The sequence below is a fragment of the Kitasatospora sp. NPDC057518 genome (assembly GCF_042802075.1).
Classification (GTDB): domain Bacteria; phylum Actinomycetota; class Actinomycetes; order Streptomycetales; family Streptomycetaceae; genus Kitasatospora.
In genome coordinates this window covers 1-22,018 of the sequence record NZ_JBHVEU010000055.1, presented here as the reverse complement: position 1 = coordinate 22,018, position 22,018 = coordinate 1, and the positions used below count along the sequence as shown (strand labels likewise).

22 protein-coding genes, 1 tRNA gene and 1 riboswitch are annotated in these 22,018 nt (G+C 75.0%); of the genes, 18 read left to right on the top strand and 5 right to left on the bottom strand.

The features are described 5' to 3' along the window. Window positions 1-289 precede the first annotated feature (289 nt). The 6 genes from ACFU7Z_RS08545 (at window position 290) to ACFU7Z_RS08520 (ending at window position 7,032) form a co-directional block, all read left to right on the top strand. Window positions 290-1,867, top strand: a complete 1,578-nt coding sequence (locus tag ACFU7Z_RS08545; RefSeq protein WP_380777013.1) for a TROVE domain-containing protein — start codon at window positions 290-292, stop codon at window positions 1,865-1,867. Between the two features lie 123 nt (window positions 1,868-1,990). Beyond that, window positions 1,991-2,821: a tRNA (guanosine(46)-N7)-methyltransferase TrmB gene (trmB, locus tag ACFU7Z_RS08540; RefSeq protein ID WP_049658578.1), complete on the top strand. Its 831-nt coding sequence runs from the start codon at window positions 1,991-1,993 to the stop codon at window positions 2,819-2,821. A 115-nt stretch (window positions 2,822-2,936) separates the two neighbouring features. Further along, a complete protein-coding gene (locus ACFU7Z_RS08535; protein WP_380777012.1) occupies window positions 2,937-4,295 on the top strand; it encodes a PrsW family intramembrane metalloprotease in 1,359 nt (452 codons plus the stop codon). 98 nt (window positions 4,296-4,393) lie between these two features. Beyond that, window positions 4,394-4,467, top strand: a tRNA-Met gene (locus tag ACFU7Z_RS08530). 193 nt (window positions 4,468-4,660) lie between these two features. Next, entirely contained in the window at window positions 4,661-5,434 is a 774-nt protein-coding gene (locus ACFU7Z_RS08525; RefSeq protein ID WP_380739942.1) for a hypothetical protein, read from the top strand. A gap of 425 nt (window positions 5,435-5,859) precedes the next feature. After that, the gene (locus tag ACFU7Z_RS08520; protein WP_380777011.1) at window positions 5,860-7,032 is read left to right on the top strand and encodes a hypothetical protein; all 1,173 of its coding nucleotides are present in this window, start codon (window positions 5,860-5,862) and stop codon (window positions 7,030-7,032) included. 9 nt (window positions 7,033-7,041) lie between these two features. On the opposite strand, the gene ACFU7Z_RS08515 is transcribed toward ACFU7Z_RS08520, so the two are convergent. From ACFU7Z_RS08515 to ACFU7Z_RS08500, 4 genes are all read right to left on the bottom strand, one after another. Beyond that, the gene (locus ACFU7Z_RS08515; RefSeq protein WP_380777010.1) at window positions 7,042-7,491 is read right to left on the bottom strand and encodes a GNAT family N-acetyltransferase; all 450 of its coding nucleotides are present in this window, start codon (window positions 7,489-7,491) and stop codon (window positions 7,042-7,044) included. A gap of 36 nt (window positions 7,492-7,527) precedes the next feature. After that, window positions 7,528-8,271: a hypothetical protein gene (locus ACFU7Z_RS08510; RefSeq protein WP_375876785.1), complete on the bottom strand. Its 744-nt coding sequence runs from the start codon at window positions 8,269-8,271 to the stop codon at window positions 7,528-7,530. Window positions 8,272-8,361: 90 nt separating this feature from the next. Beyond that, window positions 8,362-9,102 carry a sensor domain-containing protein gene (locus tag ACFU7Z_RS08505; RefSeq protein ID WP_053112132.1) on the bottom strand — a complete coding sequence of 247 codons (741 nt, stop codon included), beginning with the start codon at window positions 9,100-9,102 and terminating at the stop codon, window positions 8,362-8,364. Between the two features lie 120 nt (window positions 9,103-9,222). Further along, a complete protein-coding gene (locus tag ACFU7Z_RS08500; protein ID WP_380777009.1) occupies window positions 9,223-9,837 on the bottom strand; it encodes a GNAT family N-acetyltransferase in 615 nt (204 codons plus the stop codon). 42 nt (window positions 9,838-9,879) lie between these two features. On the opposite strand from ACFU7Z_RS08500, the gene ACFU7Z_RS08495 reads away from it, so the two are divergent. Further along, window positions 9,880-10,755 (top strand): hypothetical protein, encoded by an 876-nt coding sequence (locus ACFU7Z_RS08495; protein WP_380777008.1) that lies wholly within the window; start codon window positions 9,880-9,882, stop codon window positions 10,753-10,755. Between the two features lie 79 nt (window positions 10,756-10,834). Here ACFU7Z_RS08495 and ACFU7Z_RS08490 read toward each other — a convergent pair whose 3' ends face one another. Next, window positions 10,835-11,683 carry a M23 family metallopeptidase gene (locus ACFU7Z_RS08490; protein ID WP_053112130.1) on the bottom strand — a complete coding sequence of 283 codons (849 nt, stop codon included), beginning with the start codon at window positions 11,681-11,683 and terminating at the stop codon, window positions 10,835-10,837. A gap of 12 nt (window positions 11,684-11,695) precedes the next feature. Beyond that, a riboswitch (cyclic di-AMP (ydaO/yuaA leader) is annotated at window positions 11,696-11,854 on the bottom strand. A 195-nt stretch (window positions 11,855-12,049) separates the two neighbouring features. On the opposite strand from ACFU7Z_RS08490, the gene ACFU7Z_RS08485 reads away from it, so the two are divergent. From ACFU7Z_RS08485 to ACFU7Z_RS08435, 11 genes are all read left to right on the top strand, one after another. Next, a complete protein-coding gene (locus ACFU7Z_RS08485) occupies window positions 12,050-12,340 on the top strand; it encodes a YiaA/YiaB family inner membrane protein (RefSeq protein WP_380777007.1) in 291 nt (96 codons plus the stop codon). A 75-nt stretch (window positions 12,341-12,415) separates the two neighbouring features. Next, window positions 12,416-13,297 carry an alpha/beta fold hydrolase gene (locus tag ACFU7Z_RS08480; protein WP_198959332.1) on the top strand — a complete coding sequence of 294 codons (882 nt, stop codon included), beginning with the start codon at window positions 12,416-12,418 and terminating at the stop codon, window positions 13,295-13,297. A 59-nt stretch (window positions 13,298-13,356) separates the two neighbouring features. After that, window positions 13,357-13,923: a TetR/AcrR family transcriptional regulator gene (locus ACFU7Z_RS08475; RefSeq protein WP_380777006.1), complete on the top strand. Its 567-nt coding sequence runs from the start codon at window positions 13,357-13,359 to the stop codon at window positions 13,921-13,923. A 125-nt stretch (window positions 13,924-14,048) separates the two neighbouring features. Beyond that, a complete protein-coding gene (locus ACFU7Z_RS08470) occupies window positions 14,049-16,268 on the top strand; it encodes a SpoIIE family protein phosphatase (protein ID WP_380777005.1) in 2,220 nt (739 codons plus the stop codon). Window positions 16,269-16,510: 242 nt separating this feature from the next. After that, on the top strand, window positions 16,511-17,761 hold the full coding sequence (locus tag ACFU7Z_RS08465; protein ID WP_380777004.1) for a sensor histidine kinase: 1,251 nt from the start codon (window positions 16,511-16,513) through the stop codon (window positions 17,759-17,761). Further along, window positions 17,745-18,158: a roadblock/LC7 domain-containing protein gene (locus ACFU7Z_RS08460; protein ID WP_049653168.1), complete on the top strand. Its 414-nt coding sequence runs from the start codon at window positions 17,745-17,747 to the stop codon at window positions 18,156-18,158. The genes ACFU7Z_RS08465 and ACFU7Z_RS08460 overlap by 17 nt, the downstream gene beginning before the upstream one ends. Next, entirely contained in the window at window positions 18,155-18,520 is a 366-nt protein-coding gene (locus ACFU7Z_RS08455) for a DUF742 domain-containing protein (protein WP_049653167.1), read from the top strand. The genes ACFU7Z_RS08460 and ACFU7Z_RS08455 overlap by 4 nt, the downstream gene beginning before the upstream one ends. 70 nt (window positions 18,521-18,590) lie before the next feature. Then, window positions 18,591-19,160 carry an ATP/GTP-binding protein gene (locus ACFU7Z_RS08450; RefSeq protein ID WP_049653188.1) on the top strand — a complete coding sequence of 190 codons (570 nt, stop codon included), beginning with the start codon at window positions 18,591-18,593 and terminating at the stop codon, window positions 19,158-19,160. Further along, window positions 19,157-20,620 (top strand): cytochrome P450, encoded by a 1,464-nt coding sequence (locus ACFU7Z_RS08445; protein ID WP_241852825.1) that lies wholly within the window; start codon window positions 19,157-19,159, stop codon window positions 20,618-20,620. The genes ACFU7Z_RS08450 and ACFU7Z_RS08445 overlap by 4 nt, the downstream gene beginning before the upstream one ends. Continuing rightward, on the top strand, window positions 20,605-21,690 hold the full coding sequence (locus ACFU7Z_RS08440; RefSeq protein WP_380777003.1) for a cytochrome P450: 1,086 nt from the start codon (window positions 20,605-20,607) through the stop codon (window positions 21,688-21,690). Before ACFU7Z_RS08445 ends, ACFU7Z_RS08440 begins: the two co-directional genes overlap by 16 nt. A gap of 43 nt (window positions 21,691-21,733) precedes the next feature. Further along, the coding region (locus ACFU7Z_RS08435; protein ID WP_380777002.1) for a hypothetical protein at window positions 21,734-22,018 on the top strand (285 nt) is incomplete at its 3' end.

Here is a 22,018-nt window from a genome sequence, read left to right as displayed (position 1 = left end):
GTGTAGCTCAGTCGGTAGAGCAGCTATGTCACCTCAGCCGTCCTCGATCTCTGGACACCCACACGTGAACAGTTCGTCCGCACCTCCCGGTGCGACGGCAGCGGTTACTTCTTGGTGAGGCGCCCCCTGGGCGCTGCGGTTCGAGCCCGCGAAACACCGCCGCCACCTTTGATCTCGGGAGGCGGCTCCTCGTGGTGCCCGGGTCCCGTCAGCCGTGACGGAACCCGGGCACCGCTGCCGCAGCACGCCTCCCTCCCACCGACACCAGCACGCCGAGGGGGGCTGCCGCATGTCCAGGTTCAACGTCCGCGGGGCCAAGTCCGGTCCGAGTTCGCCGGTGACCACCACCGGCGCGCGCACCGTCAACCACAACGGCGGCCCCGGCTTCGTCCGGGACCGCAAGTCCGAGCTCTTCCTGCTCGCGGTGGCCAACATGGTCGGCCAGGACACCTTCCACGAGCGCGGCGGCGAGCGCGACGACCGCTACACCGCGCTGGTGCGCGAACTCGCCGTCGCCGACCCGGAGTGGACCCTCGGACTGCTGCGCTGGCTGCGCCACACCGCCCAGCTGCGCACCGCCGCCCTGGTCGGCGCCGCCGAGTTCACCCGCACCCGGCTGGACGCGGGCGCCCACGGCCACTCCCGGCAGGCCGTCGCGGCGGTGCTGCGGCGCGCCGACGAGCCCGGCGAGCTGCTCGCCTACTGGACCTCGCGCTACGGCCGGGCGCTGCCCAAGCCGCTCAAGCGCGGTGTCGCGGACGCCGTCCGGCACCTGTACGACGCCCGCTCGCTGCTCAAGTACGACACCGCCGGCAAGGGCTACCGCTTCGGCGACGTGATCGAGCTGACCCACCCCTCGCCGGACCCGCGGAAGCACTGGCAGGGCGCGCTGTTCGCCCACGCGCTGGACCGCCGGCACCGGCCGGAGGAGGCCGTCCCGCCGGCCGCCGACCGGGTGCTGACCGCCAACCGCGAACTGCTCGCGCTGCCCGTCGAGGAGCGCCGGGCAGCGGTGACCGCCGAGGGCGGCGCGGAACGGCTGGCCGCCGCCGGGCTGACCTGGGAAGCCCTGGCGGGCTGGCTGCAGGGCCCGCTGGACGCGGCGGTCTGGGAGGCGGTCATCCCGTCCATGGGTCCGATGGCGCTGGTGCGGAACCTGCGCAACTTCGACCGGGCCGGGGTCCCGGACGCCGTCGCGGCCGAGGTCGCCCGGCGGATCTCCGACCAGGACGAGGTGCGGCGCTCGCGCCAGTTCCCGTTCCGCTACCTGGCCGCGTACCGCAACGTCCCCTCGCTGCGCTGGGGGCACGCGCTGGAGACCGCGCTCGGCCACTCGCTGGCCAATGTGCCGGAACTGCCCGGCCGGACGCTGATCCTGGTGGACCGCTCCGGTTCGATGTTCGACCGTTCCGGCGGGCCGACCGAGCTCAACCGGGCGGACTCCGCGGCGATCTTCGGCACCACGCTGAAGCTCCGGGCCGCCGAGGCGGACCTGGTCGAGTTCGGCACCACCAGCCGGGTCGTCGAGGTCGGCCGGGGCGAGGCGGTGCTGCGGGTGCTGGAACGGTTCTCCAGCCTCGGCGGCACCAACACCGCCGACGCGGTCCGGGCCCGCTACCGGGGCCACGACCGGGTGGTGATCGTCACCGACGAGCAGACCGGCCCGGGCCACCGGGGCGGTGACCCGCTCGCCGCCGTCCCGGCCCACGTGCCCGTCTACACCTGGAACCTGGCCGGCTACGCCCCGGGCCACGGCCCCGGCGGCGGCGCCCACCGGCACACCTTCGGCGGCCTGAGCGACGCGGCCTTCCGGCTGGTCCCCCTCCTTGAGGCCGGGGCGAACGCCCGCTGGCCCTGGGAGGAGTAGCGGGGCGGCGGAGGCTTCGGGGGCGGGTCGGCGCACCGGACGGAGGGCGGGCGGACCGGCCCGGATGAGCCCGGTCACAGGCCCGGCCGGGGCGCCCCGGCAGCCCCGTAGACTCGGTTGATTGTGACTGCCACCGCCCCGATCCCCCAGCCCTCGCCGTCCGCCCGGCTGTCCGCCGCGCCGGCCGCCTACCCCGCGCCGATGTACCCGCACAAGGCCACCGAGGCCCAGCACCGCGAGCGTCGCATCCGCAGCTTCCAGCCGCGCCGGGGCCGGATGACCAACGCCCAGGCGAGCGCCCTGGACCGGAGCTGGGAGACGTACGGCATCCCCATCGACGGCACCCCGCTGGACCTGCCGGAGCTGTTCGGCGGCCTGCCGGTGACCCTGGAGATCGGCTTCGGCATGGGCGAGACCACCGCCGCGATGGCCGCCGCCGACCCGGCCACCGGCATCCTCGCCGCCGACGTGCACACCCCCGGCCACGGCAACCTGCTGGGCATGCTGGAGCGCGACGGCTCCCGCAACGTCCGGACGGCCGCCGGGGACGCGGTGATCCTGCTGCGCGACATGCTCCAGGACGCCTCGCTGGCCGGTCTGCGGGTCTACTTCGCCGACCCGTGGCCCAAGCCGAAGCACCACAAGCGCCGGCTGGTCCAGCCCTCCTTCCTCGACCTGGTGCTGCCCCGGCTCGCCCCCGGCGCCTTGGTGCACTGCGCCACCGACTGGGAGCCGTACGCGGAGCAGATGCTGGCCGTGCTGTCCGCCTCGCCGGAGCTGGAGAACCTGCACCCCGAGGGCGACGGGACCGGCTGGCTGGAGCCCGCGGACCACCCGGACGGCAGCGTCCCCGGCTACGCCCCGCGGCCGGACTGGCGTCCGGTCACCAAGTTCGAACGGGCCGGGATCGCCAAGGGCCACGTCGTCCACGACCTGCTGTTCCGCCGCCGCTGACCCACCGGCCCGGTTCGAACGGGCCACCGCGCGGCGGCCGTACGGGCGGGACCGGGACGGACGGTTCGTCCCGAGTCCTCCCGGCGGGCCGCCGCCGTGGCCTACCCTGTGCCGCATGGGCAGCCCGTCCGGCGGCGGGTTCCGGGCGAACGGTCGGACGACGGTCGCCGCCGCCGGCGCACCGGAGACGGTCCCGCGCACCGGCGACACCCGGACCATCCCGGGGCCCCGGAGGCACCGGGCCCACCGCCCGCTGCCCGCTCCTGGCACCGCCGCCGTCCCGGTAGCGGCCCGGCCCCCGGCCGTCGCCCCCGCCGCGGCCCGGACGCCCGCCGCCCCCGGAGCCCCCGCCACCCCCGGGGCCCCGCCGGGCCGCAGCCGCTCGGTGGCGCTCTCCTCGGTCACCGCGACCGCCGTGCTGACCCTGATCGGCTGCGGGGTGCTGATCCTGCACCTCGTCCAGCGGCAGACCGGCACCGTCGGGCTGCTGGTCGGCCTGGGCCTGGCGATGGTGCCGCTGCCGTTCGTGCTCGGCGGCCTGGCCTGGCTCAACCTCACCGCCCGGGTGCCGCTGCGGCACACCGTGTTCTGCCTCGGCTGGGGCGCCTGCGCGGCCACCACCGTCGCCATCCTGGCCAACAACTGGACGGCGAACTACCTGGCCCGGTACCGGGGCCCGTTCGGGGAGCTGCTCGGCGCCGGGATCGCCACCCCGGTGATCGAGGAGACCGCCAAGGCCACCGCCCTGCTGGTGCTCCTGCTCCCGCTCGGCCAGCGGCTGCGCTGCCACGGCCGCCGCACCGGGCGCCCCTGCGCGCCGCTGCTGCGCCGGTCGCCCGCGCCCCGGAGCCCCCGCCCGTACCCGCGCCACCCGGTCGGGCCGCACGCCCGCGGCCGGCCGCGGCTGCGCCCGTACCTGCGGCCGCTGCCCTACCTTCGCCCGGCCCCGCCCTCCGGTGCGCCGCACCGCCGCTCCCGGCCGCGCACCCTGGCCGCCGGGGTGGTGCTCGGCGGGATGACCGCCTGCGGCTTCGCGTTCACCGAGAACGCCCTCTACCTGGGCCGGGCCTTCACCAGCGACCAGCGCCAGCGGCTGGACAGCATCGGCCTCGGCGACCCGCCCAGCCTGCGCGACTTCGACAGCACCGTGCAGACCTTCGTGCTGCGCGCCCTGCTCTCCCCCTTCGCCCACCCGCTGTTCACCGCGCTCACCGGGATCGGCCTGGCCCTCGCCCTCACCACCGCGCGGCGCTGGCTGGCCCGGCTGGCGGTCCCGGCCGGGCTGCTGCTGGCGATGGCGCTGCACGGCACCTGGAACGCCGCCGCCGACCTCGGCACGGACGGCTTCCTGGTGGTGTACGGGGCGCTGATGGTGCCCTGCTTCGCCGCGCTGGTCTGCTTCGCGGCCTGGGCGAGGTGCCGCACGGGCCGGCACGCGGCGCCCGCCCGGCGGCGGGCCGCCCGGGTGCCCTGAACAGGTGCCTGCGGAGGAGCTTGAGCGGTGCCTTCAAGAGGTGCTCGGGGAACCGATTTCCCATCTCGGCGACTTCCACGTATTGTTGTGTTTACCGACGCGGGGTGGAGCAGCTCGGTAGCTCGCTGGGCTCATAACCCAGAGGTCGCAGGTTCAAATCCTGTCCCCGCTACTCAGTAGCGGAAAGGCCCGGAGGATTCTTCCTCCGGGCCTTTCGCATGTCCGGGTACGGACGCGGCACGGTCCTGCCACGAAGCTGTAACAGCGGCCCGTCCGACGATCACCTGTCAGGGACCTGAACCATACTGAGGAAAAATTCATCCAATTGGGGGGCCGCACGGGCCACCCCGGACAGGAATCACCACATGCTGTCGAAGCGCCTGGTCAGCACCGCCGCGATATGCCTCGTCCTGGCCGCCGGCACCGCCGCGTGCGGCAGTGCCACGAGCGACGGGAAGGCGGGCTCCGCGCAGAAGCTCGACACCGGCAAGCTCAGCGCCCAGGACATCGAGAAGCAGGCCAAGGAGGCCCTGGCCTCCGCGACCTCCCTCAAGATGGCGGGCACCGTCGACACCGGCGACGGTGCGATGGAGCTGAACCTGACGATGGACAACAAGAGCCAGTGCACCGGCACCATGGCGATGCCGGGCATGGGCAAGTTCGAGATCATCAGCGACGGCAAGACCTCGTACGTCAAGCCGGACACCGCCTTCTGGACCGCCGTGGGCGGCCCGAACGGCGCCAAGGCCGCCGAGCTGTTCAAGGGCCGCTACCTGACCGGCTTCGAGAGCGACCCGTCGATGGGCTCCCTCACCAAGGTCTGCAACCTGGCCGACTTCAGCAAGAAGATCACCGACAGCAAGAGCAGCGGCGACAAGGTCGAGAAGGGCTCCGCCGGCGACGTCAACGGCGTGAAGACCTTCAGCCTGAAGAGCACCGACTCCAAGGGCGAGGTCACGACCCTCCAGATCGCGACCGAGGGCAAGCCCTACCCGGTGCGGATCGAGCACGCCGGCGCCAAGGACGGCAACGGCAAGATCGACTTCAGCGAGTTCGACAAGCCGCTGACCGTCCAGGTCCCGTCGGCCGACAGCACGATCGACTTCACCAAGTTCAAGGACCAGCTCAAGACCGCCTGAGCGGCGGACGCGGGGACCGCGAAATAATCCGTTGCCTCCGGCCGGAGCGCTGCCTAGGCTGGCAGCACACTGAAGGGAGGTGATCCTGAGTTGAGTACCGTCAGGATGCGTGAGGTGGCTGCTCGCTAGAGCCGCCCCTGCCTGCGCAGGGTGAGGCCCCAGGCCTCCGGCAGGCGAAATCCACAGCAGTCACCCGGCCCGCGGGCTCACCGGTACATCCCCGGTGCCTCGGCGCCTGGCCAGTGCACGGGCCGGCGTAGAGGAGCAGCCCGCGGGTCGTCTGCGTTCCCGGGGAGCTTCCGGCACTGCGCCGGAGGCTCCCCGTGGCGTGTCCGGGGAGGGCCGTCGCGTGTCCGGGGCGGGGCCGCGGCGCTAGAGTCTGCGCGGGTTCCGGAGCGGAGCGGCGCGGGCACAGGGGGTAGGCGATGGCGAAGGCGCGGCGGCGGGACGGCGGGGCGGCCCTGCGGACGGCGCGGTGGTGCGCCACCGGGGTGCTGGCCGGGACGGGGCTGCTCGGACTGCTGCTGTTCGCGCTCGGCCGGGAGCACGCCTGGCAGGCGCTCGGCGGCGGACTGGTCGTGGTCGGGGCCTCGGTGGTGCTGGGCGGCGGGCTGGGCTTCCTGTTCGGGGTGCCCCGGGTCCGCGGTGGCGGCACCGGTGAGCCGCAGGGCTCGTACGCGCCGAACACCAATCTGGAGCAGGTCTCGGACTGGCTGACCAAGGTGCTGCTGGGCGTCGGGCTGACCCAGCTCGGCTCGCTCGGCGAGCGGCTGCACGACCTCGGTACGGCGCTGGCGCCCGCCCTCGGCGGCGGCCCGGAGGCTGTGCCGTTCGCGGCGGCGCTCGTGCTGTACTTCCTGGTCTTCGGCTTCCTGGCCGGCTGGCTGGTGACCAGACTGGCGCTGCCGCAGGTGCTGACCGAGACCGACCAGGCGCTGGACCTCTTCCTCGCCGGGCAGGACCGCGACCGGCACGGCGACAAGGTCGGCGCGGACGACCTGCGGGTCCGCGCGATGCAGCAGCTCGGGCTGCTGGGCGGCAGCGCGGAGCGCCAGGCCGCCCTGGCCGGGCAGCTGCCGCCCGCCTCCGGTGCGCCGGCCGGGCCGGAGGGCGTGGTGGCGGAGGTCCGCTCGACCGCGCGGCGCTCGGCGCTGACCGCCGACCAGGTGCGGGCCCTCTTCGCGGACGGCTCCGAGGGCCGGCGGATCCAGGCGCTCGCGCTGATGCAGGGCGACCCGGCGCTGGCGGACCTGCCGAGCGTGCTGGACGCGATCGAGCACCCGCGCTCGGACTTCGAGCAGTACCACGCCCTGCTGGCCGCCCGGGGGCTGCTCTCCTGGCTGCCCGCCGCCGGGGCGCAGCGGCTGCGGGACGCGGTGGCGACGCAGCTGGTGGACCCGCGGGGCATCCCGTACGGGTCGGACCGCAGCTGGCTGGCGGAAAAGATCCTGTCCCGGCTCCAGGGGACGGCCCTCGTGCCGGAGCAGCCGGCCCGGCCCGCCCCGCAGGCCGGACCGCACGCCGTGCCGCAGCCCGTCGCGGCGGTACCGGCCCAGCCGGGCGGGCCGGGCGGGCCGTCGGCCGCGGGGACCTCCTGACCGGAGGAACTACCGGACGGTGAAGCGCAGTTCGGGGCGGTCCCAGGTGATCCTGCCGTGCGCGGGGAAGGTGCCGACGCGTTCGGCGCCCACCCGCAGGTAGAAGCGCTCGGCGTCCGGGTGGGAGACCACCAGCACGCTGGCGATGCCGGCCGCGCGGGCCTGCTCCAGCATGTGCGCGATCAGCACGCGGCCGGTGCCGCGCCCCTGGGCCTCGTCGGCGACGAACATCAGGTCCAGTTCGGCCGGTTCGCGGATCAGCCCGTAGAAGCCGAGCAGTTGGTCGGTGGCCGGGTCGACGGCGAGGAACACCTCGTGGCCGGCGATGTAGTCGGGCGTCACCCGGTAGCCGTCGATCATCGGCGCGTACTCGCCGTGGTAGGCGGAGGAGGCCTGGATCAGGTCGGTGAGCCGGTCGGCGTCGGTCGCCTCTGCGCGCCGGATAGTCGTCTCGATCATGGCGGCGAGTATAGGGGCAAACCGGAGTAGTGACTATTACATGACCGGCTGCCCGGCCGACCGGCGGCGCCGGTCGGCGGCCCGCAGCACCAGGACCCGCACGGTGCGGCCGTCCACCGGCCCCGGACAGCGGAGGATCTCGCTGGCTATCCGGCGCTCGCCGAGCGCGTACCGCAGCGGGTCGAGGTGGCCGCAGCGGCGGCCGTGCCCGTCGTTCAGCGGCTGGACCCGGACCTCGCCGTCCGGGGAGGTGACCCGGACCAGCTCGGTCAGCGCCGCCAACTGGCGCTCCGGGCCGAAGACTTCGGGGTAGGCGAAGATCAGGTAGCCGCTCAGGGTGAGGGCGAAGGCGCCGTCCGCGAAGGGCAGCCGGGGCAGCGCGGCGGCCACGTACCGCTGCGGGTGGGCGGCCGAGTCGGCGGCGAACAGCCGGCGGGCCCGGTCCCAGCTGCGCAGGTACCGCTCGGGCCGGTACGGGCGGGGCGAGGGGTGGAGCCACGGGCGGGCGGTCATCGAGGCGGCCATCGCCGCCCGGGCGGCCAGGGCGAGGTCGGCGACCACCGGCGGCGGCAGCGCGTACGCCGGGTCGACGGCGACCACCCGGCAGCCCAGTTCGCGCGCCTCGGCGGCCAGGCCGGCCGCGCCCCCGGGGCAGTCCAGCAGCGGCCCGGGCAGGGCGGCGAGCCGGGCCCGGGTGAGGCCGAACAGGGCGCAGTACTCGTCCAGCGGACGGGAGGTGACCAGCACGTCCGGGAGGGCGGGGTGAGGGCCGGCGGCCACCCGGCCATCCGAACACGGAGCGGCCCCGCCCGCATCCGGGAGGGGTCCGGGACGCGGGCGGGGCCGTCGGGCCTGGGTGGAGCCGGGCGGTCAGCGGCCGAGCAGGCCCTGGGCGGCGGCCCGGTTGACGTTGGTCAGGCCGCGGACCAGCTGGGTGGTGAGGAGGACCAGCAGCACCCCGAGGAGCGAGAGCCCGGCGATCTGCCAGGGCGCCTCGATGTCGTACACGTGCCGGATGTCGTGGCTGTCGTAGAAGTCGAACACCCGGTACCCGTGCCAGGAAGTGTAGGTGGGGAAGACCCAGTGGTACAGCGGGTAGAGCGCCGCCGCCCAGCCGAGCAGCAGGAACACCAGCGTCACCGCGAAGCTGAACACCGCCCAGGGGAGCATCAGCACCTGGTACAGCACGGCCTTCCAGCCGGCCCCGTCCGCCAGCCGCGCGGTGACCGCGCCCCAGCTGCCCTGGCGGACCCGGCGCACCGGCTCCGGGCCGGGGACGTCCAGGGCCAGCATGCCGCGCACCCGGGCCCGCTCCAGCCGGCCGAAGCCGCGGGCCGTGGCGGTCAGGGCGCCCAGCACGGGCAGCCCCAGCGCGGTGACGAAGGTGGCGAGGCCGAAGCAGAACATCGTGACCGCGACGGCGAAGCCGAGGATCGCCACCGGCAGGCCGGTGAGCGCGTAGCCGACCTCGCGGTAGTAGTACGCCGAGAACGGGGCCCGCCACAGGGCCGGCCGCCGCTCGGTCCGGCGGGCCCGGACGGGGCGCGGGTCGTCACCGCGACCGCCCAGAACGTCCCACTCCCGGTCCTCCACGCTGCGGCTGCTGCTCATGTTCCCGGCCCCCGGCCCCTCGTGCTGTCGTCTGTCGCTCGTTCGTCCCGCTGACTGCGTCCAGTCTGGTGGACGCGCCGCCCGGCCGTGATCCGGAGGCCTGGCGGATCCGGGGTGGGGTTAACCCCCCTCCACCCGGGCGGCCGGGCCCGGCCACTCCTCGGCGAGCAGCGTGAAGAGGTACGCGTCGGACCGGACGCCATCCCCGGAGCCGGCGGACCGGACCCCGCCCTCGGACCCGTCGGACCGAGGCCGCGCCTCCGGCCGGAAGCCCAGCCGGGTGAGCACCCGGCCGGGGGCCGGGTTGGCCGCGGCGGTCCGGGCGGTCAGCCGGTGCAGGCCCAGGGTGCCGAAGGCGAAGTCGCGGAGCAGGCCGACGGTCTCGCCCGCGTAGCCCCGGCCCCAGGACCCGCGGGCCAGCACGCACCCGAGGTCGGCGGCGCCGTGCCCGTCGAGGGTGAGCGCGGCCTGCCCGATCGGCGTCGCGTCCCCGGGCTCCTCGGCGTCGGCGAGCCTGGTGACGGCGAGCCGGTAGGTGTCCCGCTCCTCGGCCATCGCCTCCTCCAGGTAGAGCTCGATCTGGTCGGCGCAGTCCTCCCGGCCGCTCGGCCCGAAGGGCAGGTGGCGGGTGACCTCGGGGTCGCCGAACAGCGCGTGCAGCGCGTCCACCTCCTCCTCGGTGTGGTGGTACTCGCGGACGGCCAGGCGCGGGCCGGTGAGTCGTACGGGGACCATGGCTGCCGACCCTATCCCCGCCCGGCGGCTACCGTTCGGACTATGAACGACGAAGACCTGCGGCTCGCCCCGCGCACCAAGGCCGCCGACCTGCTCGCCTGGGCGGCCGAGCAGGGCCGCGCGCCGGTGGCCGAGGGGCCGCTGCGCGCGGTGCTGGCGCTGCTGGAGCTGGGCGAGGGCAGGATGCACGACGGCTGGCCCGAACTGACCTCCGACGCGGTGGAGCACCTGCTGTACGAGCGGCTCCACCTGTACGTCCAACCCGCGCCCGAGGAGGACCCGTTCGCCTACGGCGACGCCGTCCGGCTGCTGGTCGACCACCAGCGGGCGTCCCGGCGGCTGAACGCCAAGCGCCAGGAGCGGCTGCACGCGGAGGCCGAGTGGCAGGGCGAGGTCGCGGCCGGGCTGCTGCGCCGCGCCGACCTGGTGACCTGGCCCCGGCTGTACGCGCTGCTGCTGCACGCGTACGGGGTGGACGTCACGGACCCGGCGGCGGTGCGGGACTGGCTGGCCGGCTTCGGGGAGCTCCCGGAGGAGGAGCGGCTGGCCGCGTACGAGGCGCTGGCACCGGCCGGCTGGCTGGACGAGCCGGACGAGCAGGGCTGGGGCCCGGGCCGGGTGCTGTCGGTCGGCATGGCCACGGACGGCGCTCGGCGGCTGCTGGAGCAGGGCCTGATGCGGCGCAGCTACCGCAACCTGGCGGAGCTGACCGCGCTGGGGCGGCCGATGCCGGAGGAACTGGCCGGGGACTTCGGGCGGTTCGAGGAGGCGGCGGTCGAGGCGGCGCTCGACCTGTTCGGCGAGTGGACGGTGCCGGGGCTGCCGCGGCTGCTGGTGACGGAGTTCCCGGAGCTGGCGCCGGAGCCGGGCCAGGAGGAGATCGAGGCGTACCTGGCGCAGCTGCCCGCCGAGGAGTGAGACGCCACGGCGAAGCCCCCGGTCCGGTGCTGGTGCTCCGGGCCGGGGGCTTCGCGCTGGGTCCGCCCGGGCGGGTGCGTCAGGGGTTGAGGCCGCGCTGCTGGAGCCAGGGCTCCGGGTCGACCGGGGCGCCGCCGCCGGGGCGGACCTCCATGTGCAGGTGCGGGCCGGTGACGTTGCCGGTCGCGCCGACCTTGCCGATCTGCTGGCCGGCGGCGACCTTGCCGGAGCCCTTGGTGATCGCGGAGAGGTGGCAGTACCAGATCTCGGTGCCGTCGGGCAGGGTCTCGACGATCCGGTAGCCGTACGAGCCGGCCCAGCCGGCCGAGGTGATGGTGCCCTGGCCGAGCGCGTGGACCGGGGTGCCGGTGTCGGCGGCGAAGTCCAGGCCGGTGTGCAGGTTGGCCCAGTAGCGGGCGCTCTGGCCGTAGTGGGCGGAGAGCCGGTAGTCCGTCACCGGGAGGGTGAGGGCGGCGGCCTTGGCCCGCTCGGCCTCCTCGGCGGCGCGCTTGGCCTCGGCCTCCTTGGCGGCGGCCTTGGCCTCCGCCTCCTGGGCGGCCTGGAGCCGGGCGGTCTCCTCGGCGGCGGTGCGCTGGCTGTCGGCCTGGTTCTGGATGCGGGCGGCGAGCGCGAGGCCGGGGTCGGCGGAGAGGGCGACCGCCGTCTCGTCCGGGGCCTCGATGGCGGGGGCGGCGGCCGGGGTCGCCGAGGTGAAGCCGGTGGCACCCAGGGTGGCGGCGACGGCGGTGACGCCGAGCAGCGGGGAGGTTCCGCGGGTCTGACGCGGCATCCGGTGGCGGTTGGTCTCGGCCTCCGCGGCGAAGTCCTCCGGGCCGAAGGCCTCGGGGCCGTCCGGGCCGGGGTGGTCGAGGAGCTGGGTACCGGCTGCGAAGCCGGCCGGGTGTGCCGGGGTGTGCGTCGACGCCACGGAGGCGCGCTCCTTTCCTTCCTTCGCGCCTACCGGGTTAGCTGACGGGTTCGGAGCAGGAAGGTCTCCTACGGCCGGGCCGGAGCCCCGCCGATTCACCCCAAGGAACGTGGTTCCCCGGCTCCCTGACCTGCCCGGAGGCCGGTCGGTGGGATTAGGCGACGGCGCACGGTGCCGTCTGGGTACGGCGTTGACAACCGCGCTGCGTTATCAAACGTTAATCCTAGGAGGCTCTGATTCCAAGCCATCCGTTCGGAGCAGCCCCGCGGCAGGTGATCGGACGTCAACGAACGGTCCCTCATGCACGGCCCCATCTGAGTACGCCTACTCATGTGCGGCCCGGCCGGGCCGCAGCATCCTGACGCCATGAGCGCACCGATGCAGACCCGCACCACGGCCGCCTACTACCTCCAGGCCGTCCTGTCCTTCGCCCTGTCGGGCACCGCCCTCGCCGCGGGGATCATCTACCTGCCGGTCGGCGGGTGGACCCGGGCCTTCCTCGGACTCGGCCTCCTCTTCACGGTCAGCTCCGCGTTCACGCTGGCGAAGGTGATCCGGGACCGGCAGGAGTCCAACGACATGGTCACCCGGGTGGACCAGGCCCGGCTGGAGAAGCTGCTCAGCGAGCACGACCCGTTCAAGGTCGAAGGGGTCTGACCGCTCCCTTCCCCCTCTTCTCCGACGCCTCCGACGCCCGACCGCTTGACGGCTAAGGCTATTAGCCTTAGCTTTATGGCTATCGGCAGCAACGCCGATGCCCCGCACCGGCGGCCCGAGGAGGACCCCATGAACGGCACCATCACCCCGAGCACCCAGTACCTCACCGTCCCCGGCGGCCGGATCGCCTACGACGACACCCGGCAGGGCGACGGCACCCCGGTCGTCCTGCTCCCCGGCATGCTCGACAGCCGGGCCGCGTACCGGCACCTGCGCCCGCTGCTCGTCGCCGCCGGCCACCGGGTCGTCACCATGGACCTGCGGGGCTTCGGCGAATCCTCGATCACCTGGGACGACTACGGCCCCGCCGCCCTCGCCGGCGACGTCCTCGCCCTGCTCGACCACCTCGGCATCGAGCGCGCCGTCCTCGCCGGGAACTCGTACACCGGGGCCACCGTCGTCAAGGCCGCCGGGGACGCCCCCGAGCGGGTCGCCGGGATCGTCCTGCTCAACGCCTTCGTCGAGAACCCGCCGCAGGGCGCCCTGATGCGCGGCGCCATGGGCCTGATGGGCGCCGCCCTCGTCCACTGGCCGGCCGCCTGGGGCTTCTACCTGCGCCGGATGGCCTTCCCCGGCGCCAGGCCCGCCGACTTCGACGCGTACGTGGACGGGCTGGTCGCCGCGCTGCGCACCCCGGGCCGGAAGACCGCCACCCGCGGGTACGTCCACGGCGACTCGGCGCCGGTCGGCTGGACGGCCGCGGTGCGGTGCCCGGCCCTGGTCGTCATGGGCAGCAAGGACCCCGACTTCCCGAAGCCGGAGCTGGTCGCCGACCGGCAGGCCGCCGCGCTCGGCGCGCGGAAGGCGATGATCGAGGGGTCCGGGCACTACCCGATGGCCGACAACCCGGCGGCCACCGCGGACGCCCTGCTGCCGTTCCTCGCCGAGCTCGGCTGAGCCCCGCCCGTCCGCTGCCCGCCCCTGCCCGACCTGATCCGTACGGAGAGCCCGAACCCATGCCCCGCGTAGGACTGACCCCCGACCAGGTCGTCGACCACGCCCTCGCCCTCATCGACGAGCAGGGCGCCGAGGCCCTCACCCTGGCCTCCGTCGCCGCCCGGGCCGGGGTCGCCACCCCCTCGCTGTACAAGCACGTCAGCGGCGGCCTCGCCGAACTGCGGCGGCTGATCGCCGTCCGGGTCACCGGGGACCTCGCCGACCGGCTGGCCGGGGCGGCCGTCGGACGCAGCGGGGACGACGCCGTCGCCGCCGTGCTGCGCGCCTACCACGCGTACGCCACCGAGCACCCGCACCGCTACAACGCCCTCCCCCAGGCCCCGCAGCCCGACGACGACCTGGCCCGGGCGGCCGCCCGGCTCGTCGGCGTGATCATCGCCGTGCTGCGGGAGTACGGGCTCGACGGCCCCGAGGCGGTCCACGCCGCCCGCACCGTGCGCTCCGTCGCCCACGGCTTCGCCTCCCTCACCACGGCCGGCGCCTTCCAGCTCACCGAGGACCTCGCCACCACCCAGGACCGCCTCATCGCCACCCTCACCACCGGCCTCCGCGCCTGGCCCGCGTAAGCGGCCGGCCCCGCACCGGGCACTGCGCGGGAAGTCGGCCCGGCCGACTTCCCACGGTGGCGGTGGTGCTGGTGCGGCGCTTCGGTCGGCCTTCGCCGGTAGGGGAAATGGGGTATCAAGGACCAGTGCCCCTGGAGCCCGCCGGCAGTCCGACCGCGCGCAGTGCGATGCGCTGCGTGCGGCTGCTGCTGGGCTGCACCAGCGCGGCCGAGCTGCTCGGCACCGTCCTGGCCGAGGGCCCGAGCTGGATCACCGGCGAGGGGTCCGCGCTGTACCTGCTGGACTCCGCCGGGATGCTCCGGCTGACCGCCTCGCACGGGCTGCCGGACTGGGCGCACGAGCGCTACAGCGTGGTCGACCCGGCCGGTGAGCTGCCCGCCGCGATGGCCCTGCGGCTGCGCCGCCCGTACCTGCTCAGTCCCGAGCACACCAGCGTCGACTACCCGAACCGGAACACCGGCATGGGCACCGGGATGGTCGCCGTGATCACCCTGCCGATGGTCGTGGACGAGCGGCCGATCGGTGTGCTGGCCCTGGCGCTGGCCCACCGGGGCACCGTGCCGCGCCGCGACCTGGACGTCCTGGAGACCCTCGCCGAGGCCTGCGCCCACCGGCTGGCCCATCTGCTGGACCACGCCGACGCCCACCTCCCGTACGGCACCCGGGCACCGTACGGCGTCCGGTTACCCGAGGACCCGCGGGCGGCGGACGGCCGCCCCGCCGGGCTGGCCCACCCGCTGCTGTCGCTGGCCGTGCGGGCCGCCGGGCACGGGGCCTTCGAGCGGGACCTGGTCACCGGGGAGAGCTACTGGGACGCCGAGGCGTTCCGGCTGGCGGGCCGCCCGCCCGCCCCGGACGGCGCCGCCCCCGAGCTGGACCGGCTGGTCCACCCGGAGGACCTGCCGGACGTGCAGGCGGCGCTCGCCGAGGCGCTGGCCGCCGGCGGCCGCTACCGGATCGGCTACCGGGTGCTGCGGCCCGGCGGCAAGGTCGCCCGGGTCGAGGAGTCCGGCGAGGTGATGCTGGACGTGCACGGGCGGCCGGTGCGGATCGCCGGGCTGCTGGCCGAGGCCGGGCACCGGGAGCCGCCGCCGGCCGAGGGGCGGAACTCCCCGGCCGCCGCCCGGACGGCGCTGCTGCTGACGCTCACCCGGGCGCTGTCCCGGGCGGTGACCGTCCGGGACGTCACCACCGCCGTCACCGATGTCGCCCGCCCGGCGCTCGGCGCCGCCGGCATCGTCCTGGACCTGGTGGACGAGGGCCGGCTGCTGCCCGTCTCGCACACCGTGTACGGGGGCCCGCGCCGCACCGAGCTCACCCGTCTGGCGGACCTGTCCGAGTCCGTGATGCAGCGTTCGCTGGCCCGCTCCGCCCCGCTGTTCAGCGAGCCCGCCGCCGCCCGCACCCGGCGCGACCCGCTCACCCCGGCCGCCTGGGCGGTGCTGCCGCTGGTCGCCTCCGGGCAGCAGGTCGGCTCGTGCCTGATCACCTTCGCCGCCGAGCGGGCGTTCAGCCGCGAGGACCGCACCCTGTACTCGGCCTTCGCCGGCATCCTGGCGCAGTCCCTGGAGCGGGCCCGGCTGTACGACACCCACCACCACCGGGCCTCCGAGCTGCAGCGGGCGATGCTCCCGCGCACCCTGCCGCGGCTGGCCGGGATCGCCAGCGCCGCCCGTTACCTGCCGAGCACCGAGGGGATGCAGATCGGCGGTGACTGGTACGACCTGCTGCGGCTGCCGGACGGCCGGATCGGGCTGGTGATCGGCGACGTCCAGGGCCACAACGCGGAGGCCACCGCGGTGATGGGCCAACTGCGCAGCGGGCTGCGGGCGTACGCGACGGACGGGCACGACCCGGCCGCCACCCTGACCCGCACCAGCCGGCTGCTGGCCGAGCTGGACACCGAGCTGTTCGCGACCTGCCTCTACCTGACCCTGGACCCGGCCGACGGCGTGCTGACCGCGGCCCGGGCCGGGCACCCGGCGCCGGTGCGGATCACCGCCGACGCCGCGGCCGTCGAGCTGGAGCTGCCGGGCGGGCCGCCGCTGGGGGTGGCCCCGGAGCGGCCGTACCCGCTGGCGGTGGAGCGGCTGGCGGTCGGCGAGACGCTGCTGGCGTACACCGACGGGCTGGTCGAGGACCGCGAGGAGGACTACGACGAGTCGGTGCAGCGGATGCTCGGCGGGCTCGAACTGTGGGCGCGGCAGACCGGTCCGGGGCGGATCGGCCCGGCGCCGGCGCTGGAGCGGCTGGCCGATCTGCTCACCCTGAACGTGACCGAGCGGCGGTCCCGGCCGGACGACGTGGCGCTGCTGCTCCTGCACCGGACGGCGCCCCTTCCGTAACACCGTGCGCACAGGCCCCACACATCACCGGACGCGATCCGGCCGGGCGGCTCGATCCCGACGTTCCCGGCGGTGCCGGTCGGGCCCGCTCCGATACCTCGTCAGGCGGTGGGATCGGGGTCGAACGATTGCCGATTGACGCCGAATTGACTCGATATTGACGAGATCCGGTCACTTGGCGAGATCCGTTCACACCTTCGTAGGATCATCACCCTAGAATTCGCGGCGTGACGATGACTCAGTTGTCCGTAACGGCAACCGGCGTACTCGCCGTCCTCGCCCTCGTGGCCGCCGCGCGGTACCGCGCCGTGTCCGTCACCCAGCGCGGCCGTGCCGACCGGCTGCGCGGCGAACTCCTCGCCGTCCAGGAACAGCTGGCCACCGAGCTCTCCCGCCGCGGCGCCGAACTCGCCGCCGTCCAGCAGGAGCAGGAGCACACCGCCTCCACCCAGCGGGCCTTCCTCAGCGTCGCCCGCCGGATCCTGGTGATGGCCCACGACCAGCAGGCGCTGCTGGACGAGATGGAGCGCACCCACGACGACCCGACGCTGCTGGAGGGCCTGCTCAAGGCCGACCACGCGGCCGCCCAACAGGCCCGGCTGGCCCAGACCCTGGCCGTGCTGTGCGGCGCGCGGGCCGGCCGGCACTGGCCGGAACCGGTCTCCCTGGAGGACGTCGTCCGCGGCGCCCAGTCGCGCATCCTGCCGTTCCAGCGCGTGGTGGTGCGCAGCCGGACCGAGACCGCGGTGGTCGGCGCCGCCGCCGAGGCGCTGATCCACGCGATCGCCGAGCTGCTGGACAACGCCACCCGCTACTCCCCGCCCAGCACCCAGGTGTTCGTCACCCTGATGCCGGTCCACAACGGCGCCGTCATCGAGATCGACGACGGCGGCGTCGGCATGCCGGAACAGGCCGTCGCCAAGGCCGCCGCCGCGCTGGCCGGCGGCAGCACCCTGGAGGTCTCCCGGCTCGGCGAGGTGCCGCAGCTGGGCCTCGCCGCGGTCGGCCGGCTCGCCGAGCAGTACGGCTTCCGGGTCACGCTCAGCTCGGCGCCCTCGCCGTACGGCGGCGTGCGGGTGGTCCTGCTGCTGCCGAACGCGCTGCTCACCGAGCCGCTGCCGCCCACCGTCCCCGGCCTCGGGCCGGACGACCGGGCGTTCAACCCCGGCCCCCGGCCGGCCTCTCCCGCCGGCCACCCCCTGGTGGAGACCCCGCCGCCCGGCCGGCACGCCGCGACCGGTGACACCCCTCCCCCGCTGCCCCGCCGGAGCCACCGGCGCGGCCGCACGGGCCGCCCCGCCCAGCACGCCGCTCCCCCACCGCCGCCCGCGCCGCCCTACCGCTCGGCCCGGGACGCGCAGGCGTTCATGGCGATGTTCCAGGCCGGGACGGCCAGCGGCCGTTCCGCCGTCCGGGCCCAGTCCACCCCTTCCCTTCCCGCTTCCCCCCGACTTCCCCAGCGCTCCGGAGAGTTCCATGACCACCACCCCTGATCTCGGCTGGCTGCTCGCCGACATCATCGCCGTCCCGCAGGTCCAGCACGCCGTCGTCGTCTCCAACGACGGCCTGGAGATCGGCCGCAGCGCGGGCATCCCGCGCGACGACGCCGAACGGCTCGCCGCCGCCTGCTCCGGACTGCAGTCGCTGGCCCGCGGCGTCGCGACGGGCTTCGGCGGACCGGGCAGCGCCACCCGCCAGATCATCATCGAGTACGGCGGCGGCTACCTCTTCGTCGTCGCCGCCGGGGCCGGCGCGCACCTGGCCGTGGTGGCCGGCGAGGCGGTCGACGCCGGCCTGGTCGCCTACCAGATGCAGGTCCTGGTCGAGCGGATCGGCACCCACCTCACCAGCCCGCCGCGCGTCGACCACGCGGCGGGGGGCCACCGGTGAGCGGCCCGGTCCGGCCGTACGTCATCACCGGTGGGCGCAGCCGCCCCACCCGGTCCGATCTGGCCGTGGAGAGCCTGGTCAGCGCCGTGCCCGGACCATTAGGACTGCCCGAGCCGCCGGACCTGCCCGAGCACGAGCTGATCAACCGTGAGCACCGGCGCATCCTCGCGCTCTGCCACAGCCTGCTGTCCGTCGCCGAGGTGGCGGCCCACCTGGGGCTGCCGCTCGGCGTCGTCAAGGTGCTGGTCGGTGACCTCTGGGACCTCGGCGCCGTGCAGGTGCTCCCGCCCGTCCCCCAGGCCGAACGCCTGCCCGCAACCCTCCTGGAGGAGGTGCTCGTTGGCCTCCGCCAACTCCGCTGAAGCCGTCCCCGACGCCCCGGACGCACCGGGCGCCACGGACGCCGCCGGGTCCGCCGCCGGGCCGCAGTACCTGCCCTCCTCGGTGCAGGGCGCGGTCAAGATCCTGGTCACCGGTCCGTTCGGGGTCGGCAAGACCACCCTGGTCGGCTCGTTGAGCGAGATCACCCCGCTGCGCACCGAGGAGACCATGACCGCCGCCAGCGCCGGCATCGACGACCTCACCGGTCGCGCCGGCAAGACCACCACCACGGTGGCGCTGGACTTCGGCCGGATCACGCTCAACTCGCGGCTCGCGCTGTACCTGTTCGGCACGCCCGGGCAGCAGCGGTTCTGGCCGCTCTGGGACGACCTGTCGCGCGGAGCGCTCGGCGCCATCGCCATGGTCGACCTGCGCCGCCCGGACGAGAGCTTCGACGTGCTCGGCCGGCTGGAGGAGCAGCGCATCCCGTTCGCGGTCGCGGTCAACACCTTCCCGGACACGCCGAGTTACCCGGAGGAGGAGCTGCGCTCGGCGCTGGACCTGCTGCCGGAGGTGCCGATCCTGCACTGCGACGCGCGCGACCGCCGGCAGTCCTACGACCTGCTGATCGACTTCGTCGACCACCTGCACCGCAACTCGATCCTGGAGCTCCAGGGATGACCTCCCCCGAACACCCGGGAGCCCCCGGGTGCCCCGTCGCCCACGGCGGCGGACGGCCCGGCGGGCTGCCCGTGGGCGTGCCGCTGACGCCGCTGTACGGCCCGGCCGTCGCCGAGGACCCGCACGGCCTCTACGCCCGGCTGCGCGAGCGCTACGGACCGGTCGCCCCGATCGAGCTGGAGCCCGGGGTCGAGGCCTGGCTCGTCCTCGGCTACGCCGAACTGCTCGAACTCACCCGCAACGAGGCGCTGTTCTCCAAGGACTCGCGCCGCTGGCGGGTGCCCGCCGAGGGCCGGCTGGCGGCCGACTCCCGGCTGCTGCCGATGACCTCCTGGCGGCCCACCCTGCTCAACCTGGACGGCGCCGAGCACCAGCGGCTGCGCGCCGCCGTCTCCGACACCCTCGCCCAGATCGACCACCGCCAGCTGCGCGGCACCACCGAGGCCGCCGCCAACGGGCTGATCGACGGCTGGGGCCCGGACGGCACCGCCGACCTGGTCGCCCAGTACGCGCGCCGGCTGCCGCTGCTGGTCTTCACCCAGCTGGTCGGACTGCCGGTGGAGAGCGGGCCCCGGGTGGTCGAGCTGATCAGCCACTTCGTGGACAGCAGCGCGCAGTCGCAGCGCGCCGGACTGGAGTTCCAGGCACTGCTCGTCGACCTGGTGCGCCGCCGCCGGGCCGCCCCCAGCGCCGACCTCACCTCCTGGCTGCTCGCCCACCCGGCCGGGCTGACCGACGAGGAGGCGGTGCACCACCTGGTGGTGCTGATGGTCGCGGGCAACGAGACGTCCATCAACTGGACCGGCAACACGCTGCGGCTGCTGCTCACCGACCGGCGCTTCCGGGCCACCCTCACCGGCGGGCGGCTGACCGTCTCCGACGCGCTGGAGGAGGTGCTCTGGCGCGACCCGCCCACCCAGAACTTCCCCGGCCGCTGGGCCACCGGCGACACCGTGCTCGGCGGCCAGTACATCAGCGCCGGCGACATGCTCGTCCTCGGCCTGGCCGCGGCCAACGCCGACCCGGCCGCGCAGGGCGTCTCGGCCGCCGCGCAGGGCTCGCTCGGCGGCAACCGGGCCCACCTCGCCTGGGGCGCGGGCCGGCACGTCTGCCCCGCCCAGCACCCGGCCCGGATCATCGTCGAGACCGCCGTCGAGACCCTGCTGCACCGCCTGCCGGACCTCCAACTGGCCGTACCACCCGGCGAGTTGGCCTGGCGCCCGTCCCCGTGGTCCCGGGCCCTGACCGCCCTCCCGGTGCTCTACAGCGCCTTCACCCCGCCCCGCCCGCCCGCCCCCGAGAGGCCCGCATGGACACCACCACCGAATCCGGAACCCGCGCCGAGCCCGTCAGACTCGACCCCTTCGGCCGCGACCAGCACGGCGAGAACGCCCGACTCCGCGAAGCCGGCCCCGCGGTCCTGGTGGAGCTCCCTGGCGGGGTGGTGGTCTGGGCGGTAACCCACCACGACACCCTCCAGTCGCTGCTGTCCGACCCCCGGGTCGGCAAGGACGCCCGGCTCTGGACGACCTTCCGGGAGGGGCGGCTGCCGGAAGGCTGGCCGCTGCTCAACTTCATCGTCGTCCCCGGCATGGTCACCGCCGACGGCGAGGACCACCGGCGGCTGCGCGGACTGGTCTCGCAGGCCTTCACCCCGCGCCGGATAGCCGACCTGGCCCCCGCCGTCGAGGCCCGGACGGTCGCGCTGCTGGACGGGCTCGCGAAGCTGGAGGGCGAGTTCGACCTGCGGCGGCACTTCGCCTACCCGCTGCCGATGCAGGTGATCGGCGAACTGCTCGGCCTCGGGCTGGCGGAGCAGGACGAGCTGCACGAGCTGTCCGACACCATGGTCTCCAGTTCGGCCACCCCGGCGGCGGCGCTGGCCGCGCAGCGGGGCCTGAACGCGCTGCTGGCCTCGGTGGTGGCGGCCAAGCGGGCCGAGCCCGGCGACGACCTGACCACCGACCTGATCGCCGTCCACGAGGCGGGCGACCGGCTCAGCGAGGCCGAGCTGGTCGGCACCCTGCTGCTGATGCTGGTCGCCGGGCACGAGACCACGCTCAACCTGATCACCAACGCCGTCCGCGCCCTGCTCGCCCACCCGGACCAGCTGCGGCTCGTCCTGGACGGGGAGCAGCCGTGGTCGGCGGTGGTCGAGGAGACCCTGCGCTACGACTCCCCGGTCGGGCAGTTCCCGCTGCGCTACGCGAGCGAGGACATCGCGGTCGGCGACGTGGTGATCCGGCGCGGCGAGGCGCTGCTGGCCTCCTACGCGGCGGCCGGACGGGACTCCGGGCACCACCCGGACGCGGACCGCTTCGACCTCACCCGGCAGCCCGCCAAGCACCTGTCGCTCGGCCACGGCCCGCACTTCTGCCTCGGCTCCGGGCTCGCCCGGATGGAGGCCGAGACGGCGCTGCGGCACCTGTTCACCCGCTTCCCGGGGCTGGCCCTCGCGGAGGGCCGGACCGACGAGCCGATCGCCTCGTTCGTCAGCAACAGCGTGCGCACCCTGTGGGTGACGGTCTGAGCCGACCGGTTACCTGAGGGCGGTCCGGGTCGTTCGGCAGGGCATGAAGAAACTCGCCACCCTGGCCGCCCTCACCATGGCGGGCCTCGCCCTCGCCGTCCCGGCGGCCTCCGCCACCTCCCAGACCGCCTCCTCGCCGGACGCCACCGGCGGGCTCACCGACGGCCTCGAAGTCTCCCCGGGCGACCTCGCCCTGCGGACCGTGGGCAAGCTCCCGCTGCTCGGCAAGCCCGCCAACGAGATCGAGGCGATCGGGACCAACCAGATGGCCCACCCGGGGCTCAGCGGGCAGATCCTGAACCGACCCGGCGCTCCGCCACCGGCTGTC